The sequence below is a fragment of the Silvibacterium acidisoli genome, assembly GCA_022870745.1.
In the GTDB taxonomy this organism is placed as follows: Bacteria; Acidobacteriota; Terriglobia; order Terriglobales; family Acidobacteriaceae; genus Silvibacterium.
On record CP085323.1, the window covers coordinates 3,911,131 to 3,930,905 of the forward strand.

The window sequence follows — 19,775 nt, forward strand, 5'->3', positions numbered from 1 at the left end:
TTTAAGTACGGAGCCTAGCCATGCCGTCGTTGAAGCCTCTCTCGTATCTTGCACTTTCCGCATTGTTGAGTTGCGCGGCGCTGGCGCAACGTCCTAAGCCTCTGCCGCCCGGTCCGATGCTCGATGGCGGGCACGTTACGCTTGCGAGTCCTGCGCTCACGCTCGACCTCTTGCGCTACTCGGGGACGGCGGCAAAGCTGACGACGGCTGCTGATCCTTCTTTCGATTACACACCGGGCGACAAGCTAAAGGAACGCTCGGCGGACACTTTCTATCACCTTGGCGACCTCGAGCTGCGGTTGAAGGTCGAGGGCGAAAGCGATTGGACGGACTACTCGACGGCGTATCGCCGCCAGCCGGTGCGGGTATTGAAGAGCGATGCTTCGAGCTTTGTGGCGGATCTTGGCCCGTCGCTAGCTGCTGAGATTCCGCTGCAGGTGACGCGGACGTGGCAGGTGACGAAGCAGGGCCTGGTGCTGAGCTATACGTTGCGGAATCGCAGCGCGAAGCCGGTGCATATCGGTGGTCTCGGCATTCCGATGGTCTTCAACAACATCATGAATGGCCGCACGCTTGAGCAGTCGTATACCGTATGCAGCTTTTACGATCCTTATATCGGCGAAGATGCGGGCTATGTGCAGGTGGTTCGGTTGAAGGGGACTGGGCCGGTTCTGCTGCTGGTTCCGGATGGGCATACGCCGCTTGAGGCATGGAAGCCGATTCTGGATCGCAGAAATCGTGCCGATGGCAGTGGCTTATTGGGGAACGATCCTACTCCGCGTGGCATGACCTTTGAAGGTTCATACGACTGGATGGTGCACTCGCAGGGCTTTGCCGAGACCGACTGGAAGAAGACGACCGGGCAATTGCCTCAGGAGTGGAATCCGTCGACCGAAGAGGTGTTGCAGCCGGGCAAGGAAGTAGCTTACGGCGTGAAGCTGCTGGTTGCGCCTTCGGTACGTGAGATCGAGAACACGCTGGCTGAGAATCATCGTCCGGTTGCTGTGGGTGTGCCGGGGTACGTCTTGCCGCAGGATACGCCAGGCAGACTCTTTCTTCACTACGCTTCGCCGGTGCACAGTATTGTGAGCGAGCCTGCGGGCGCGGTGAAGATCCATGACGATGGGCCGGCTGCAGACCATGACTGGCATGCTTATACGCTCGATGGTGTGCAGTTCGGCCGCGCGCGGCTGCGCGTGGAGTACGCGGACGGGACTGTCCAGAGTATCGGTTATCGCACCATCAAGCCGGAGCGGGAAGCGGTTGCCGACATGGGACGTTTCCTTTTTCATCAGCAGTGGTTTGTGGATGCGAACGATCCCTTCCATCGCTCGCCGTCGATCATCAGCTATGACGATGAAGCGGGAACTATCCTGAAGCAGGAGCCGCGCGTGTGGATTGCGGGGCTGAGCGATGAAGGTGGAGCGGGCTCCTACTTAGCCGCGGCGATGAAGGAGGCTTTGCAGCCCGATCGCGAAGAGGTTGCGAAGCTTGAGGACTTTGTGAACCAGACGGTGTGGGGACATCTGCAGGTCAGCGATGGTCCTGAGAAGTTTGGCGTGCACAAGAGCTTGTTCTACTACGATCCGCAGTCGATGCCTGCCGGCTATTACGACTCGAAGTATGACTGGAAGTCATGGACGAGCTGGAAGCCGAAGGATGCGGCTGACCTTGGGCGCACCTACAACTATCCGCATGTTGTTGCTGCTTACTGGGCGCTGTATCACGTGGCTCGCAACAGCCAGTCGCTGGCGACGCAGAAGACCTGGGACTGGTACCTGAACCAGGCATACGAGACGACGCTGGCCATGCACACGCTTGCTCCGTACTACACGCAGTTTGGATTGATGGAAGGCACGATCTTTCTGAAGCTGCTGGAGGACCTGAAGGCCGAAGGGTGGAATGACAAGGCTGCGAAGCTCGAGGCGATGATGCGCGAGCGTGCGGAGCATTGGAAGACGGAGCCGTATCCTTTCGGCAGCGAGATGCCGTGGGATTCGACGGGGCAGGAAGAGGTTTATGACTGGTCGCGCTACTTCGGCATGAAGGACAAGGCCGATGTGACGCTGAATGCGATCCTTGCGTACACGCCGGTTGAGCCTTTGTGGGGATACAACGGCAGCGCGCGTCGCTTCTGGGATTTTCTCTATGGCGGTAAGTATCCGCGTATCGAGCGGCAGCTGCATCACTATGGCTCGGGCTTGAATGCTATTCCGCTGCTGGCTGAGTATCGCTCGCATCCGGAAGACCTTTACCTGCTGCGTGCCGGATATGGCGGCGTGATGGGGCCGCTGACGAACATTGACGAGAAGGGCTTTGCTTCGGCGGCGTTTCACTCTTTTCCGGATCGCATGGCTTTCGATCCATACACGGGAGACTATGGCCCGAACTTCTTTGGCCATGCCATGAATACGGGCGCATACCTTGTGCATGATTCCCGTTTCGGCTGGCTGGCTTTCGGCGGGACTGTTGCCGCGACGAAGAATGATGTCACCATCACGGTTACGGATTCCTCGCGCAGCCGTTTGTTCGTTGCTCCGCTTGGGCTTTGGATTACGCTGGAGGCAGGACAGATTGAGTCGGCGGAGTATCGTCCTTCGGACGGACGGGTGACTTTTAAGCTGGCCCCCTCCTCGGAGTTTGTGAAACTTGCGCGTTTCCATGTGGCCTTGACTGCGGAAGAGGCGAAGAGCTTCAGCGTGACGGGTGCGAAGCAGGCGGCGGGAGAGATGTACGAAGCTCCGCTGGGTGGCGACGAGACGACGATTACGGTCGAGACGGCAGGGAAGTCTGGCAAGCGAGGAATGTAAAGGAATGCGACAGGAGCTCAGTGTCATGGATCAGCAACCGGCCGCCAGTGAGGTTCATCCGCAGCGGCAGCTTGGGCTCTTTGATTGCACGATGATCGTGGTGGGCGGCATGGTTGGTTCGGGCATCTTCATTGTGCCTGCGGCCATGTCGCGCACGATCGGCAGTCCCGGATGGTTGATGCTGGCGTGGCTGCTGACCAGCCTGCTGACGGTGGGTGCGGCCGCTACTTACGGGGAGCTTTCGTCAGCCATGCCTGAGTCGGGAGGCATGTATCGCTACCTGCGTGAATGCTTTTCTCCTCTGTGGGGATTTTTGTACGGATGGACTTTCTTCACGGTCATCCAGACGGGAACGATTGCTGCGGTTGCGGTTGCTTTTGCGCGCTTCTTTGGATTCTTCGTTCCGTGGATCTCCGAATCGCATTACATCGTTGCTCCAATTCGCCTGACGGCTCATTACGCGGTTAGCCTCTCGACAGCGCAGCTGATTGCGATCGGGGTCATCCTGTTGCTGAGCGGCACGAACATGCTTGGGCTGCGCTATGGCAAGTGGGTGCAGAATACGCTGACGGTGGTGAAGATAGGCTCGCTTGCTGGGCTGATGGTCTTAGGGCTTCTCAGCGCGAAGCTTGGCATCGTTCATGCCAACTTCAGCCATTTCTTTGCCGTGCATCCGATGTCGCATGCTCCTGAGAATTTTCATGCGATTGGTTTGTTGGCCCCGCTGATTGCGATCTGTGTTTCCCAGTCGGGATCGCTGTTCTCCGCCGACTCCTGGCACAATGTTGCGTTCGCGTCAGAGGAAGTGCGTGAGCCGCGGAAGGTTCTGCCACGCGCCCTGATCCTGGGCAGTGCCATGGTCGTCGGGATTTACTTGTGCGTGAACCTGATCTATCTCTGCAACCTGAGCTTTGATGACATTGCGAACGCACCGCAGGATCGCGTAGCCACGGCGATGTTAAGAGCGATCTTTCCGCGTTATGGCGGCATGTTAATGTCAGGCGCGATCATGATTTCGACTTTTGGCTGCATCAATGGGCTGGTGCTTGCCGGGGCGCGCGCTTACTATGCGATGGCGCGTGACGGACTTTTTCTGAAGCCGGCCGAGCGGTTGAATCGCTTCGGTGTGCCCGGTTGGTCGCTTGCTTTACAGACTTTGTGGTCGGTGGGCCTGTTGCTGGTGAACACTTATTCTCCGCAGGCCGGGTATGGAAATCTTTACAGCGACCTGCTTGACTATGTGATTTCCGCGGCGCTCTTTTTCTACATCCTGACGATTGCCGGAGTAATGGTATTGCGTCGTCGACGTCCCGAATTGGCAAGACTTTACCGGGTTCCGTTCTATCCTTTTACCCCGCTGCTTTATATCATTGGCGGGGCAGCGATTCTGCTTTGTCTTGGTATCTATCGTCCGGCTACGACGTGGCCAGGCGCCCTGATCGTCGGGTGTGGCGTTCCGGTGTACTTTGTTTTTCGCCGCCGAGCGGAACGTACCTAAAGACCGCCCCGCAGTAGCGCATTGTTCGAAGAAGAAATTATTATCATCTATGCTCGATAATCTGCTCTAATACTTCAGTTCAACTACATGCCAGTTACCAGTAAGAAGGAAAAGGATCTCAAGCCCGCGCAGGCTGCAGCACATGGCAGCAGCATCGACATTGCGTTTCAACAGATTCGGCAGCTGATTGTCCACGGCAATCTTGCGCCGGGGACGTGGATCATTGAAGCGGATCTGAGCCGCAAGCTGGGCATGAGCCGTACTCCGGTGCGAGGCGCTTTGCAATGGCTGCAGCGTGAGGGTTACGTCATCGAGCAGAAGGCGCGGCTGAACTCGCGCATGATCGTGGCTCCGCTGACGTATGAGGACGCGCGTGAGCTGTATGCGATCGTCGCCCGTATCGAGGGTCTTGCGGGGCTGAATACGGCTTCGCTGCCGCGCCCTGAGCGCATGGAAGTGGTACGCCGCATCAAGCCGATCAACGATGAGCTCCACGATATCGCCGAGACGGGAAAGCTGAACGGCCGAAGCATCTTCGACCTGGATATGCGATTCCATCGCGCTATCGTCGAAGCTGGTGCGGGACCGCGCCTGATGCTGTTGCACAACGCTATCAAGCCGCAGACGGAGCGTTACTGGCGCTTGTATGCCAGCAATATTCTCGACCAGCTACACATTGCTGTGTCGGAACACGAGGCGGCGGTGCAGGCAATTCGTTCGGGCGATACTCTGGCTGCGGAGGCTGCACTGATTGCCAACTGGGTGAATGGTGCTGAGCGCATCGCGCACGTGATTTCTCAGCAGGGCGAGCGCGGCACCTGGTGATAGCTCTACAGCGCAAAAAATACGGCCGGAGCAGGTTTGCTCCGGCCGTTTCCATTAGGAGGAAAGTGTTTAGAATTCCAGGTTGGCGCGAATCTCGATCTGACGCGGTGTATTTGTGACATTGGCGGTTGCGAAGCTCGTGCTTTGAATACTGTCGTAGTAGCCGCCGTTGGATGCGGGATCGAAGCTGCCTGGAATCGATCCGAATACCGGGTGGTTCCACACATTCAGGAACTCGCCCTGCACGCGGAACTGAACGGATTCACGGATGGGGAAGGACTTCGACACGGACATGTCGTGATAGAAGCCACTCGGTCCGTAGAGGTAAACGATCTGTCCAATGGTTCCGGGCGTCGTGTTGGGCTCGATGTAGCTTGAGTTCGCGCCATCGTTGCCGTCCGGCGAGCCGAGATAGCGCGGGTTGAGGAGCGTTGCGTAACCGGTTCCGGGAACGCGCTTGACTTCGACAGCTTTTTGCAACTGCTTGGCTGTGATGCCGTGGAGCGTGATTCCGCCATCAGCGTAATCGTTGTAAGTTGCATTGCCGCCGTTGAGGCGGGTAGCAGAGCCGCTCATGATGCTCATGATTGACCCGACGGTCCAGTTGCCCACGATGCTGCTGAGCAGGCTGTTGTTCGACAGGAACATCTTTCCTTTGCCGAAGGGCAGGTCGTAGGTAGAGGTGAAGTGGAAGGTGTGCTTGATGTCAAAGGGCGACGGTCCATAGCCCTTTGCGAAGTTGCGCAGGGTATAGAGGCTGTCGGCTCCGCCGGTGTAGTTGTTGGTTGAACCTACGCCGAGCGTCTTGCCATAGGTGTAATTGGCGTCGATGGTCCAGCCCTTCCATTCCTGCTGGCGGAAGTCGACCTGCAGGGCGTTGTAGTTGGAGTAGGCCGCGGCGGTCATGAGCGAGGTGCTCTGGCCGGCTGCATACGGGTTGGCCTGGAAGAAGTTGATGGGGTAGCCCGCGCCTGTACCGCTGAATCCTGCATTTGTCGCGCAGGGTGCAAAGCTTGCGCCGACCAGGTTGCAGAAGTAGGTTGTGGTCCCGCCGATGCCTGCGAGCGTATTCGCCATTGAGCCTACCTGGCCTGTCTGGAGCACGGTAGTGAATTGGCCGTTGTCGTAATCGTCGAGGTGGCCGTACTGACCGACCGCTTCACCGGCAAATGCAGCGTCGAAGATAGGAGTTGGAAGTGAGCCTTTGAAGGTCTTGCCGCCGCTTGCGGCAAGGTTCTGCTGAGCATTCTTGAACTGCTGCAGGAAGCCATTCTCGAAGATGTTGACTTCGTTGAGATTGATCGGCGTCCACTGGTGGACGGTGCGGTTGCCGTCATAGCGAACTTCGATCGCGCGCTTTCCAAACTTGCGCTCGATGCCGAAGTTCCAGGACTCGGTGTAGGGCTGGTGGATGTGCTTTTCCATGCCCGCGAAGGTTTGCGAGTTGAGGAAGGTGAAGTCAGACTGCGCTTCAGTCTGCACATAGCTTGCCGGCGCGAGGCCATAGGCGGGCAGGGAATCGCCCAGTGAGAGCGAGCCGGGCGCGAAGGTTCCAGTGGTGCCCGTGGTATTAGCGTTCAGATAGAAATTCTGATAGAAGAACGAGCCGTAGGACGAAGCATTGTTCCAGAAATACTGTTCGGGCATGGTGAAGCGCTTGAGGCTGAAGCCGCCGCGAATCACAGTGTCTCCATGGCCAAGGATCTTGCCGAAGGTGTCGCCCGAGGGGTTCCAGGCAAAACCGATCTGCGGTTCCGGTGCGACGTTCCACCCGTTGTAGGCGCGGGGAATGGTGTCGATGGTGGGGTTCAGATTACCGCCGAGTGTCCCGGGAGTGAAAAGGCTTGTCGAGGGGCCGAGCAGGTTGGCCGGGGTAATGGAATGATATGCGTGTGTCACGTCGTGATCGTCGCCGGTGAAATCCCAACGCAGGCCGTAGTTGAGGGTAACGGTGTGAGATACGCGCCATGAATCCTGAGCGAAGAGTGCCCACTGGCCCTGTACTTCGTCGAGATTGTATGAACCGATCGTTTGCTCGTATGCGCCTGTCTTGGCCGAGTAGGGGAATTGGCCATAGACGGAGCTGACGCGCCCGGTGAGCACGGCATAAAGCTGTTTGGCTTCGCCAATGTTGGAAGTGGAAGCGCCAGGCATGGTTCCGGTCGTGAAGGCATTCGCCGCCGGATCACCGCCAGCAAGACCGAGGACGATGTTGGGGAAGCCGGCGGGATTGTTGTAGTAGTGATCCTGCTCACGGTTCCAGGAACCGCCGAACTTGATGGAGTGATCACCCTTCTGCCAGGAGATGGAGTCGGCAACGTTCATGACCGGATAGAAACGCGAGCTGGGTGTGGTGTAGGTCTGGCCGGACATGGTGTAGGAGCCCCAGCCGCCCGAATCGAATCCCCAGTAAATGGTAGGGTTCTGTGCGTAAAGCGGAGGGATGTCGTTGGCGAAAGCAGCGGTGTAATAGAGGTATCCGAGCTTGAGCTGGTTGATCATGCTTGGCGTGATGGAGTAATCGGCGCCGAAGCCTCCAGTAATCGAACGCGTATGATAGCCGCCGTTCTGATTGCTGAAATCGCTACCGGGAAAGGGAGGCGGATACTCGCCGGTGACCGTTTCCTGGCTCCAATTACTGGAAACGTACATATGCAGCTTCGAGGTGGTGTTCCAGTCCACACGTACGGTTGGCCAGTAGTAAACGGTTGGCTGCGACGCATTCCAGCGAACCTGACCGATATTTGGATCGCCCGTCGCGATAGTGCCACCCGAACCAATCGACTTATTGATGAGCGCGATCTGGTTGGCAACGGCAGTGTTGGGGGTGGTCGGTTGTCCCGCGGCCGCCGCCAGATCAAACACGTTCACGGTGGTGCCACCGTAGGTGTAAAGGCCTGATTGTGCAGCCTGTGTTAGATAGTTATTGGTCTGTGTTGTGCTGCCCGGTACGCGGCGTGTAGAGAAGCTGCCGAAAAAGAAGAGCTGGTCGTGAAGGATCGGACCACCCAGGCTACCTCCGAAATCGTTATAGATGAGCTTGGTACGACGGACTCCTGCCGCGTTGTTGGCGTAGGTGTTGGCGTTAAGGCCGTCGTTGCGGGAGTCGACGTAGAGGCGGCCGTGAAACTGGTTAGTGCCCGAGCGGGTGACGTAGCTGATCTGCATGGTCGAGAGACCGAAGCCCTGATCGAGATCGATCTGGTCGGTCTGCACGGCCATTTCGGCGATGTTCTCAATACGCGGCGATGCGGCAGCCTGTGCATTCCCGCTGTATTTGCCGCGAGAAGCGGAACCGACGACGCCGTCGATATTTACACCCTGGTTGGAGAGCGGCTGGCCGTTCCAGACGCCAATGCTGGTGGTGCCGGCATAGCCTGGAGTGAGGCGGGCGAGGGCGGTGAGGTCGCGGCCGGTGAGCGGCAGGCTTTCGATGCCTTTCATGTCGATGACCGAACCGAGTGAGTTCGATGTCGAGTCGAGCAGGGGCGTTGCGGCGGCTTCGACAGTTACCGTTTCGGTGGCCTTGCCCGGCTTGAGGACGACAGCTACCGGGGTGGTCTGCGAGGCTTCGACGACGATCTGTGCGAGTTCTGTGGTGGCAAAGCCTGGGTGGGAGATGGAGAGGCGGTAGATGCCGATCGGCAGGCCTACGAAGTTGAAGGTGCCTTTGCCCTCGGTCTTGCTCTGACGCATGGTGTTCGTGCTCACCGCGGTCAGTTCGAGGACGGCATCGGAAATTGCCGCAGCAGACGTATCGGTCACGGAGATGGCAATGGTGCCTTGCGTGCCGGCCTGTCCAAAAAGTGAAGGAGTACAGCCGGCAGAGAGCGTTACCGCGACTGAGCCGGCGAGAAACCCTCGCCATAGACGATCCAACATAAAGCCTCCTAAATAACGAAAATGCACCGCGTCAGGGAAATCCGGGGCCGGAAGTAGCGGAATCTGAATACATTCCGGGAAAGAAATTGTTCACTGGCGGCTTGAATTGGGAACCGTTGAGGAAGTATCCGACGTTTTGTATACAAAACGCAATACAGTTTTAGCGATTTTTTCGCATTCAATTCACACGCTCGCTGCTTTTGGGCAAAGAAAAAGCGCAACGCTCCGGGAAAGAAGCGTTGCGCCGACTTTGTAAGCTTTCTTACCTGGCCTGGGGTGCGTTTTTCGCAGTGTCTTCGTTCCAGCTGGGCACCGGTTCACCCAGCAGGTTCCTGACGAAGAAGCTTTGCAGCTTGCGCTGACCGTAGGCTCCGCCTGCTCCGTGCTTGCCTCCTGGCACGTAGAGGAGGTCGAAGTCCTTGTCAGCTTTTTCGAGGCGATCGGCTACCTGGAAGGTTGAAGAGGGATCGACATTGTCGTCCAGCTCTCCGACGACGAGCATGAGCTTGCCCTGCAGGCGCCATGCGTTGTCGACATTGGACGACTCGGAGTATTGCGGGCCAATGGGCCAGCTCATCCACTGCTCGTTCCACCAGATTTTATCCATCCGATTGTCGTGACATCCACTGTTGGCGACGGCAACCTTGTAGAACTCGGGATGAAAGAGCAGCGCGCCCATGGCGTTCTGGCCGCCCGCGGAGGTTCCGAAGATGCCTACGCGGGTGATGTCATACCACGGGTGCGTTGCCGCGTAGGCTTTGTGCCAGAGGATGCGATCGGGGAAGCCGGCATCCTTGAGGTTCTTCCATGCGACGTTGTGGAAGGCCTTCGAGCGGTTGTTGGTGCCCATGCCGTCGATCTGCACGACGACGAAACCCAGCTCGGTAAGCGGCTGGGCGCGGGTGGTGAAGCTCTTGGGAACGAAAGAGCCCTGCGGGCCGGCGTAGATGTCTTCGATGACAGGATAGTGGGCTTTGGGGTCGAAGTGCGCGGGCTTGTAGACAACGCCCCAGATTTCGGTTTTGCCGTCGCGGCCCTTGGCGTGGAAGGGCTCGGGCGGTGCCCAGCCAGCGGCCTTGAGCTTTGTCACATCTCCATGCAACAGCTCTACCGGCTGCGATGTGCCTTCGGTGTGAGCGATGCTGAGGATGGGAGGGTTTTCGACGGTGCTGACGAGGTCGGCCATCATGGTGCCGTCGCTCGAGTAGTTGACCGTGTGGTTGCCTGCGGAGGGTGTCAGCTCGGTGAGGTTGGAGCCGTCGAAGTTGATGCGGTAGGCGTGGACGAAGTAGGGATCTTCATCGGGATGGCGGCCGCTGGCGGAGAACCAGATGACGCGATTCTTTTCATCAACGCGATCAACTGAGCGCACGACCCATTCACCGTGCGTGATCTGATTCTTGATGGCTCCGGTTGCGCCGTCGAGCAGGTAGAGATGTTCCCATCCGTCACGCTCCGATGCCCAGATGATTTCCTTGCCGTCGTCGATCTCGTGACGATAGATCTTGCCGGTGTCCTGCTGCGAGGGGATGAGGCGGCGGTAATCGACAAAGGTGTCGCTGGGTTCGTCGATCCGTGTACGCGCTTTGCCAGTTGTGGCGTCGACTTCGATGACGCGGTAAAGCTGGTGTCCGCGCTGGTTGTACTCGAAGGTGAAGCCTCGGCTGTCCTTCCACCAGTCGAGCGAGGAGAGATCGAATGGGTTGGGGAAGAGCGTGTTGTCGATGTTTGTCTGGTTGTGCGAGGCGATGTCGAAGAGTACTGGTTGTTGCAGGTCAAGCACGTCGCCGGGCTTGGTGTAGACCGTCTCGGGGTAGAGCGGCTGCAACTGGTTCTTCGGCGAGGATTCGACGAAGCGCAGGATTCTGCGATAGCCGGGACGGATGCGATAGACGGCAAGGTGCTTCGAGTCGGGCGACCAGGAGAGCGATCCTAAGTCGTAGTAATTGCCTTCGGAGCCGTCGGTGCTCAGGTTGATGGTCTGCTTGCCGTCTGACGACTGGAGCACGACGTTGTAGCTGAGCACCATCGCCTTCCACTTACCGTCAGGCGAGGCCGATTGGTGATCGTGACTATTACGTGTTTCAGGATGCAGGTTGGGATCTTCGACCGGCTGATCGTCGTCATCGTGCGGACGCTGGCAGGTGTACTTTGTGAGATCGCAGTTCCAGCGGTTGTAGCCGATGAGGAAGTGCAGCTTTGTGTGGTGATCGCGCAGCTCGACGCCGTGGATGGGCAGGTCGTCTGGTTTGACCTCGTCGTGCATCGCGGAGGAGAGCGCTGCTGCGATCTTCTGCCGATCGAAGGCGAGGGTGGTCTTGCCGGCGTCCGCGTCGTAGAGATAGTAGTCGAGCTTGCCGGAGTCGTTCTCTCCGTAGAGCAGGACGTGTTCGTCTTCGACCCAGTGTGCTTCGGTGGCCATCTTTGTGGCGAGACCGTGGTATTTCTTTTGCAGGTCGGCGGCGTGCGTGAAGTTTTCACGCGTGACCGCTGCAACGGCTGGAACGGAGGCAGAGATGGCTGCGAGCAGCAGCAGGGCAGGCGTTTTCACTTGGCCTCCTGAACATTGGCGGGGGTGTTTGTCGGCGCGCTGGTTGGCGCGTGCTCGGGATGCTCGCCGTAGAACTTCCACTGAGGCGTGTAGTCGGCGGTGAGTTTTTCGTGTTCGAGATAGGCGCGCAGGTAGGCGATGGGCATGGCGTTTTGCTGCAGGATGGCGTCGTGGAACTGGCGGTCGGTCATCTTGTGCGAATCGACGAGCTCGTGATGCATGGCGCGGAATTGCAATCCACCCATGAGGTAGGCGGTTTGATAGAGCGGTCCAACTGATCCATCGAAAGACCGGCGGACTTCGGCGGTGGCGTTGTCCGGCTCAAAGCCTACGGCATTGATGAGGAACTGCACGCACTGCTGCGGCGTCCACTTGCCGAGGTGGAAGTTCATGGTGAAGATGACGCGGGCGGAGCGATGCATGCGCCATACCAGCGCGCCGACACGCTCTTCGGGCGTCTGGTCGAAGCCGCGATCCCAGAAGAGCATCTCCCACCAGAGCGAGTTGCCTTCGACCCAGAAGGGTGTTTCGAATGGCCGGCGATAGGGATGGTAGCGCTGCCCCATGTAGTACTGCAGGAAGTGGCCGGGGATCATCTCGTGGAAGGCCGTGGCGCGCGCGAAGGGGATGTTGTTGCCGCGCATGCTCATCTCGCGCTGCGGATAGGTCATGGTGTCGGTGGGATACGACACGCTGATCTCGTCGCCGCCGGTGAAGAAGGGATTTACGAGCTGGCGCTCGGGCGTCATCATAATCATGCGCCAGGTTTCGTCTGCCAGCGGCGGCACGGTGACGAGATCGTTCTTCTTGACGAACTCAGCGCCCTCGATCACCAGCTTGCGGATCAGCTCGGGCTGCTCGCCAGGCGGCACGTGCATGGTCTTGACCTTTTCGACGGCGCGATGCCAGTCGTCGCCGTATCCCATTTCATGGGAGGCGGCCAGCATCTGCTTCATACACCAGTCGTACTCGGTTTCGGCAATGGCGATGAGTTCTTCGGGCGTGTAGGGGATGCCGTCGACGGCAAGCTCTTTCATCAGCGCGTCGCGGCCGACGGGATCGCCGATGATGGTGGTCTTGTCGTCAGGCGCGATACCGATGAGGGACTTCTTCAGGAACTCGATGTAGCCGGTGAGGGCCTTGTCGGTTTCGTGATAGGGATTGGCGTCCCACCAGGTGAATTGCGGGTCGTAGGCGTTGTACTGGTCGAACCAGGTGTGCAGGTTGCGCTGCAGATCGGTAACTGCTCCGACGGCGCGATTGGCGGTGACGGCATCGACTGCCGGATGGCCGGGAGTCTTGTGCGGATCGAGATCGCGCTCGGCATGCTGGATGGTCTCCGTGATCTGCGTCAGCGTGGCGGCGGTGCTTTCCGCATCGGGGCGCTCCATCAGGCGCTTCTTCTCGAGGATCTGCTCGATTGCCGGCGCGAAGGGCAGCACTGGCGACATGGCCTGCCTTTGCGTGCGGAGCAGCGAAATCTGATGCAGGTCGCCGCGCAGCAGGTTTTGCAGGAGCAGGTAATCGAGCTGGTCGTCTGGAGAGAAGCTGTTGAAGTTCTGCTTCTTCAGTGCGGCGAGCTGGTCCTCGTCGAAGCGCTGGATGCGGTCGAGGCGCGCCGCGGAGTAGCGCACCGTGTAGGACTCCTCGAGCGCGCGCAGGTCGGCATGGTAGCGGGTGATGACGTCCGGCATGACTGGCGCGCCCGAAGCGGACGCGGCCATGGCGGTGAAGGGTAGAGCAAAGGCGAGAGCTGACAGCCAGCTTTGACGTCGCATTCCTACTCCTGGAGGCCTGGCGCCGTTTTCGGGGGGCGCCGAGGAAAAATTGACAGGATGCTTCAAGGTAGCATACGAATTTGTATACACTCTAGCCGAGGTGCCGGAATGGCTGCGAATCGCCGTGAGTTTCTGCTGGGAGCTGCCACTGTGGCTGCCAGTGCTGGTTTTCCCCGTTATGCGTTTGGCGCGGCCGCTTTGCAGCTGCCGTCGCATGCCGACCCACTGCCGCTGGCTTCGGTCCGGCTGCTGCCTTCGCCCTATGCGACGGCGGTCGATAAGAATCGCCAGTACCTGCTGAGCTTGAGCGCGGATCGGCTGCTCCACAACTTCATGCTCTATGCGGGCCTGCAGCCGAAGGGAGAGATTTATGGCGGCTGGGAGCGCGACACCATTGCTGGCCATACGCTCGGCCATTATATGACCGCACTGGTGGAGGTCTATCAGCAGACCGGTGACACGGATTGCCGAGACAGCGCTGTTTACATCGTCGGGGAACTGGCGCGTGCGCAGAAGGCGCGCGGCAACGGCTATGTGGGCGCGCTGGGGCGCAAGCGCAAGGACGGCACGATCGTCGATGGCATCGAGATCTTCGATGAAGTGAAGCGCGGGGATATTCACTCGGGTGGTTTCGATCTGAACGGCTCGTGGTCGCCGCTTTATACGGTACATAAAGTCTTTGCGGGACTGCTGGATGTGAATGCCGGTTGCGATAACGCGACGGCGCTCGAAGTGGCGACGGGGCTGGCGACATATTTTGCCAACGTCTTTGACGCGCTCAACGACGACCAGATGCAGAAGATGCTCAACACCGAGTATGGCGGCCTGAATGAGAGCTACGCGGAGCTGTATGCGCGCACGAAGAACGACCGCTGGCTGAAGATCTCGGAGCGGCTCTATGACCGGCGCGTGCTCGATCCACTGGAGGCCGGGCAGGACAAGCTGGCGAACTTCCATGCGAATACGCAGGTGCCGAAGCTGGTGGGGTTGGCGCGTATTCATGAGCTGACGGGCGATGCCGCGCCGGGCGATGCGGCGCGCTTCTTCTGGACGGCGGTGACGGAGCACCACAGCTATGTGATCGGCGGCAATGCCGACCGCGAGTATTTTTCGGAGCCCGACACCATCTCGGCGCACATCACCGAGCAGACCTGCGAGCACTGCAACACCTACAACATGCTCAAGCTCACGCGCCACCTTTACAGCTGGCAGCCGGATGGAAGCTGGTTCGACTACTACGAGCGCGCGCACCTGAATCACGTGATGGCGGCGCAGGATCCGGAGACGGGGGGCTTTACGTACATGACTCCGCTGATGACGGGCGCGGAGCGCGGCTATTCGACGCGGCACGAGGACGCCTTCTGGTGCTGCGTGGGCACGGGGATGGAGAGTCACGCGAAGCATGGTGAGTCGATCTATTGGCAGGGCGACGGCACGCTGATGGTGAACCTGTACATTCCTTCGGAGGTGGAGTGGAAGGAGCGTAAGGCGAAGGTGCGGCTGGAAACCAACTATCCTTTCGAGCCTGAATCGAAGCTGACGCTTAGTGAGTTGAAAAAGTCCGAGCACTTCACAATTGCGATGCGTGTGCCTGCATGGGCTGCGGGCCGTGCAAAGGCGACGGTCAACGGTAAGGCTGCCGAGTTCGACACGCAGCGCGGCTATGCTCTGGTGAACCGCAAGTGGAAGCAGGGCGATGTGATTGCGATTGCGCTTCCGCTTGAGGTACGGCAGGAGCAGACGCCGGGCGATGCGCACGTGGTGGCGTTCCTGCGCGGGCCGATGGTGCTTGCGGCCGATCTCGGATCGGTCGATGAGAAGTGGGAGAGCGACGATCCGGCGATGGTAGGCGAGAACCTTGTGCAGGCTTTCACAGCTAAAGATGCGGACAAGGGTATTTATGCGACGCATGGCATTGTGCGTCCCGCAGACCTGACCTTTGTGCCTTTCTACTCGCAGTATCGCCGCCGCAGCGCGGTTTATTTCATCCGCTTTACCGAGGTCGAGTGGGCGGAGCAGGAGAAGATCTTCGCCGCGGAGCAGGCGCATGCGCGCGATATCGCGGCGCGTTCGGTCGATGTGATGCACCTGGGCGAAATGCAGCCGGAGCGCGATCACAGCCTGACTTCGGAGCAGTCTTACCCGGTGACCTATCGCGGCAAGCAGGGACGCGATGCGCGTTCGGGTGGATACTTCGAGTTCACGATGAAGACCAAGCCGGGTCCGCTGGTGCTGCAGGCGACGTACTGGGGCGGCGAGCGCGGGAACTCGTTCGACATTCTTGTCGATGACGAAAAGGTCGCGACGCAGACATTGAAGAACGACCATCCGGGCAAGTTCTTTGACGTTGAGTATCCGCTGCCGGAGGCGCTGACGAAGGGCAAGAGCTCTTTGAAGATTCGCTTTCTGCCGCATAACCGTTCGACGGCCGGACCGGTCTTCGGCGTGCGGCTGTTCACTGCGAACGGCTCGGCGGCACAACCTACAGCGTAAGAAATCTGGAGAGCACGATGAGCGACTCGATTGCAGAGCTGAGCAGGCGCGCGTTTCTGAAGGGGCCGGTTATGGGTGGAGCGGCGCTTGCGCTGGCCTCGCGGAAGAACGCGCTGGCCATGGTTAGCGGGGGAGGTTCGCCCTTCGTGCTCACCTCTGCGAATGGCGTGCTTACCAGCCTGCGCTTCGCTGGGGATGCTTTCCCAACCGACTACATTGCCAACGGCGAGGCGCTTGGAACGATCGTTATCGCATGGCGGCGCACTGGCGGAGCGTGGCAGAAGCTCGATTCGAAGACGCTTGCGGCCGCGCAGGTGAAGGTTCTGGAGGCTGCAGGCGGAGGATGTGCGGCGGAGTACCGTGCATCGGACGAGCACGGCGATGCGCTTTCGATGACGGTTCGTATGGAGCCGCATGACAAGGTGCTGCGCTGGAGCATTGCGCTGCGAAATCTCTCTGCGGAACAGATCGAGGTAGGCGATGTAGCGCTGCCTTTGCCGATGCACTCGACCTTCAAGGGCGATGAGCCGCCGACGGGATCGGTGCTGAAGCACAGCTTTGTTTCGGGCCATGGGTCTTTTCTTTTCTGGATGCGCTCGAACAGTGTGGGACCCTATCTGGTGATGACTCCCGAGCGTGATACTGCGCTCGAGTACTGGGATCGCACGCCGCACGAGAAGGACAAGCCGCCGGTATATCGCGCTTATGTTCATTCGGCTGCGGCGGGCGAAGCTGTTGCCGCTGCCGGTGGACGATGGCGACAGCCTCATACGAGTCTTCCGCTTGCTGCCGGGGCGCAGCGGGAATATGCGTTCCAGTTGGGGTGGGCGCAGGATTATGAGGGTGTGCGTGAGCGGCTGATCGATGCGGACCTGATCGATGTTGAAATTGCTCCGGGTATGACGGTGCCTTCGGATCTCTTCACCTGCATTGCGCTTCGTTCTCGCGAGCACGTAGTGCAGATTGAAGCGGAGCATCCTCAGGAGACGACGATTGAGCCTGTTGGCGCGAAGAATGGGTACAGCTTGTACCGGGTTCGTTTCTCGCGGCTGGGCGAAAACATGCTCACACTGCACCAGGCCGGTGGACGGACGACGCGGCTGGAGTTCTTCTCGACCGAACCGCTGGAGACCTTGATCCACAAGCGCGCTGCCTTCATTGCGAAGCACCAGGTGCGCGACACGAGCAAGTGGTTTAATGGGCTGCTGTGCGAATGGGCGATGGATACGCAGGTGCAGCTTTCGCCGGAGAACTATGATCGCATCCGCAGCTGGCGCGTGTACGAGGTGACCTGCGACGATCCCGGCTTGAGCAAGCCTGCTTATCTCGCGAGCAAGAATGCGGAGTTTCCGTTGCAGGCGGAAGTGACGGCGATGGACGACTACATCGAGCACTTTGTGTGGGGCGGGTTGCAGCGGACGACTGAAGAGAGCGACAGCTACGGCATCTACGGCATTCTTGACTGGAAGCAGAATCGTGACAGCAGCGATCCAGGACCGAAGGGCAAGCGCCACTACTGGCGCGCGTATGACTACTCACACATTGTCGTCATGTACTTCGGCATATATCGTGTGGCGCGTGACTTTCCCGGCATTCATACGAGGCTGAGCCGCGATACGTATCTCGATCGTGCTTATGGCACTGCCATTGCTTTCTTTACCGTGCCCTGGCGCGTTGTGGAGTGGTCGGCCTACCAGACCGGCTACTACAACGAGGTCATTCTTCTGCAATTGATGGAAGAGCTGGACGCGGTTGGCCGCCACGAAGACGCCGCTGAGCTGCGCCAGCATTGGGAGAAGAAGGTTCGCTTCTTCGTGAACGGTGGTCCGAACCTGTTTGGATCGGAGTATGCCTTCGATTCGACCGGCTTTGAATCGACGCAGGCGCTGGCGCGCTATGCGCTGGACCATCCGGAGATGGAAGGCGTTACTCCAGCGGAGGCGAAGAAGTTTTCGTCGATCCAGATTCGCGCCAACCTCTTTTGCCGCGGTGTGCTCGAGAAGGCTTACTACTACTACGGCAGCGATTATCGCGGCGAAGGCGGCGATGCCTTCACGCTGACCTACATGTCGCAGATGGGCGGCTGGGGCGTTCTGAATCATGCGCTCTACGATCGCACTGAAGCCGAAGCTTCGGTGCGCCTGGGTTATGCCTCGTACCTGAGCGCGTGGGCGCTGATGAACACCGGCACGAAGGAATCCGGTTTTGGGTATTGGTTTCCGTCCGAGGCAAACGACGGCGGCAGTGGCGGAGGCTTTGAACCGGCGGCCAGAGGAATGACATGGCTGGGGCAGCCGCATCATCGCGGGCCATGGTATTACTCATCTGAATCCGATCTTGGATTTACCGGCGCGTTGCGTACGGCAGCGACCATTGTTGCAGACGATCCCATCTTCGGTACGTTCTGCTTTGGCGGCGAGATGAAAGCTGAGAGAGGCACGATGCATATTGTGCCGCGCGATGGCGTGCGCCGCAGGTTTCACGCGCGAACCGGCGAGCACAAGCTTGACATGCAAGTAACAGGCGCAAGGTTTGCGAAAGAGAAGCCGATCCAGTGGTCTGCCGGTGTGCCGAAGATTGCCTTTACGCTGGAGACGGAAACTGCGGGCACAGGAAGTGCGACGGTCATCGTCAGGGGACTGCCTCCGCATGACTACAGGCTGGTGTGCGGTGAACAGTCGATTGCCTTCCGTCCGGACGGGGACAAACCGCAGGAGCTGTCTCTGCGGATTTCGCCTGGTGTGCAGGCTGTTGAGATTTCTCCCGCCAGCTAAGAGTCGAGAGCGAGCATGATCTTGGTGAAGCGCGCTGGTTCCTGATCCCATGCTCGGAGCAGCGATGGTGCTTCTTCCAGCGGAGCGATCGTGCTGATGGCCGCGTCGGCAGGGAAGCTGCCGTGCTCGAGCATCGCGATGACCTCGCGGAAATCCTCAGGCAGCGCGTTGCGTGAGCCGCGGATGTCCAGCTCCTTCTGGACGAAGAGTTTGGTCTCGTAGGCGACAGGTTCCTTCGCGTAGCCGATATACACGACGCGGCCGGTGAAAGAGACCAATTCGACGGCGGCACGGAAGGTTTCCTCCGTGCCGACGGCCTCTATGACCGCGTCCGGCCCATGTCCGCAGGTGAGTTCGGCGAGCACGGATGCTACGTCCTGCCGCTGCGAGTGGATCGTGTGGGTGGCTCCGGCGCGGCGTGCTATCTCCAGCTTGCGGTCGTCGATATCGATGGCCACGGTGATGGCATTGCGGAAGCTCGACGCCGATACGGCTCCCAGTCCGACTCCTCCACAGCCGAAGATTGCCACGAGATCCTGCTCTTTTACCTGGGCGCGCGCTGCTGCATGAAATCCGACGGTGAGTGGCTCGACGAGGCATAGTTCTTTAATGCCGAGCCGCGCGGTGTAGAGCTTTTCGATTGGCACGCTGATGTATTCGGCGAGTGCGCCGTCGCGTTGCACACCCATGGTCTGGTTGAACCGGCAGGCGTTGGGGCGATGGTTGCGGCAGGCGGCGCAGCTTCCGCAGGCAGTGTAGGGCGAGAGTGTTACATCCATGCCGACGCGCAGTATGCCGGTGTCCTCTGGTAGTTCGACGATGGTTGCGGCGATTTCATGGCCGGGAATGCGGGGAAAGCTAACCAGCGGATTGCGGCCACGGTAAGAATTGAGATCGGTTCCGCAGAGGCCAACACGGCGAACCCGCAACAGGGCTTCGCGTGGCCTGGGCTCCGGCTCGCGGACATCTTCGACACTGATAACTCCTGGCTCATGCAGTACCAGAGCTTTCATTCGTTACTCCCTGCGTGAAAGGACACTGTTACGGATCATAGCGGGGAGGCGGTGCGGAGACATCTGGAGAAGGCCATAAACATTTGTCGGCAAAAGTACGGGTTACGCCAATAAAAATCAGCGAGCGAAATCACAAAAAACTCATCGTGAT

At 59.2% G+C, this 19,775-nt stretch carries 9 protein-coding genes; 5 read left to right on the forward strand and 4 right to left on the reverse strand.

Annotated features, from left to right (window positions below):
- Positions 1-20: 20 nt before the first annotated feature.
- The 3 genes from LJD29_RS16385 to LJD29_RS16395 all read left to right on the forward strand — a co-directional run bounded on the left by LJD29_RS16385 (position 21) and on the right by LJD29_RS16395 (position 5,133).
- Positions 21-2,810 (forward strand): DUF5695 domain-containing protein, encoded by a 2,790-nt coding sequence (locus LJD29_RS16385; RefSeq protein ID WP_446742631.1) that lies wholly within the window; start codon positions 21-23, stop codon positions 2,808-2,810.
- Between the two features lie 25 nt (positions 2,811-2,835).
- Positions 2,836-4,308 carry an APC family permease gene (locus tag LJD29_RS16390; protein WP_446742632.1) on the forward strand — a complete coding sequence of 491 codons (1,473 nt, stop codon included), beginning with the start codon at positions 2,836-2,838 and terminating at the stop codon, positions 4,306-4,308.
- Positions 4,309-4,395: 87 nt separating this feature from the next.
- The gene (locus LJD29_RS16395) at positions 4,396-5,133 is read left to right on the forward strand and encodes a GntR family transcriptional regulator (RefSeq protein ID WP_446742633.1); all 738 of its coding nucleotides are present in this window, start codon (positions 4,396-4,398) and stop codon (positions 5,131-5,133) included.
- Positions 5,134-5,202: 69 nt separating this feature from the next.
- Here the strand turns inward: LJD29_RS16395 and LJD29_RS16400 are convergent, their stop codons facing one another.
- From LJD29_RS16400 to LJD29_RS16410, 3 genes are all read right to left on the reverse strand, one after another.
- Positions 5,203-9,015: a TonB-dependent receptor gene (locus LJD29_RS16400; RefSeq protein WP_446742634.1), complete on the reverse strand. Its 3,813-nt coding sequence runs from the start codon at positions 9,013-9,015 to the stop codon at positions 5,203-5,205.
- A gap of 262 nt (positions 9,016-9,277) precedes the next feature.
- Positions 9,278-11,566, reverse strand: coding sequence for a S9 family peptidase (locus LJD29_RS16405; protein WP_446742635.1), 2,289 nt, complete (start codon positions 11,564-11,566; stop codon positions 9,278-9,280).
- Positions 11,563-13,344, reverse strand: coding sequence for a DUF885 family protein (locus tag LJD29_RS16410; protein ID WP_446742636.1), 1,782 nt, complete (start codon positions 13,342-13,344; stop codon positions 11,563-11,565). The genes LJD29_RS16405 and LJD29_RS16410 overlap by 4 nt, the downstream gene beginning before the upstream one ends.
- A gap of 108 nt (positions 13,345-13,452) precedes the next feature.
- Between LJD29_RS16410 and LJD29_RS16415 the strand changes: the two genes are divergently transcribed.
- Positions 13,453-15,837 carry a beta-L-arabinofuranosidase domain-containing protein gene (locus LJD29_RS16415; protein ID WP_446742637.1) on the forward strand — a complete coding sequence of 795 codons (2,385 nt, stop codon included), beginning with the start codon at positions 13,453-13,455 and terminating at the stop codon, positions 15,835-15,837.
- Between the two features lie 17 nt (positions 15,838-15,854).
- Positions 15,855-18,611, forward strand: coding sequence for a DUF5695 domain-containing protein (locus LJD29_RS16420; protein WP_446742638.1), 2,757 nt, complete (start codon positions 15,855-15,857; stop codon positions 18,609-18,611).
- Here LJD29_RS16420 and LJD29_RS16425 read toward each other — a convergent pair.
- Positions 18,608-19,624, reverse strand: coding sequence for a zinc-binding alcohol dehydrogenase family protein (locus tag LJD29_RS16425; protein WP_446742639.1), 1,017 nt, complete (start codon positions 19,622-19,624; stop codon positions 18,608-18,610). The two genes, LJD29_RS16420 and LJD29_RS16425, sit on opposite strands and share 4 nt — an antisense overlap.
- Between the last annotated feature and the right edge of the window lie 151 nt (positions 19,625-19,775).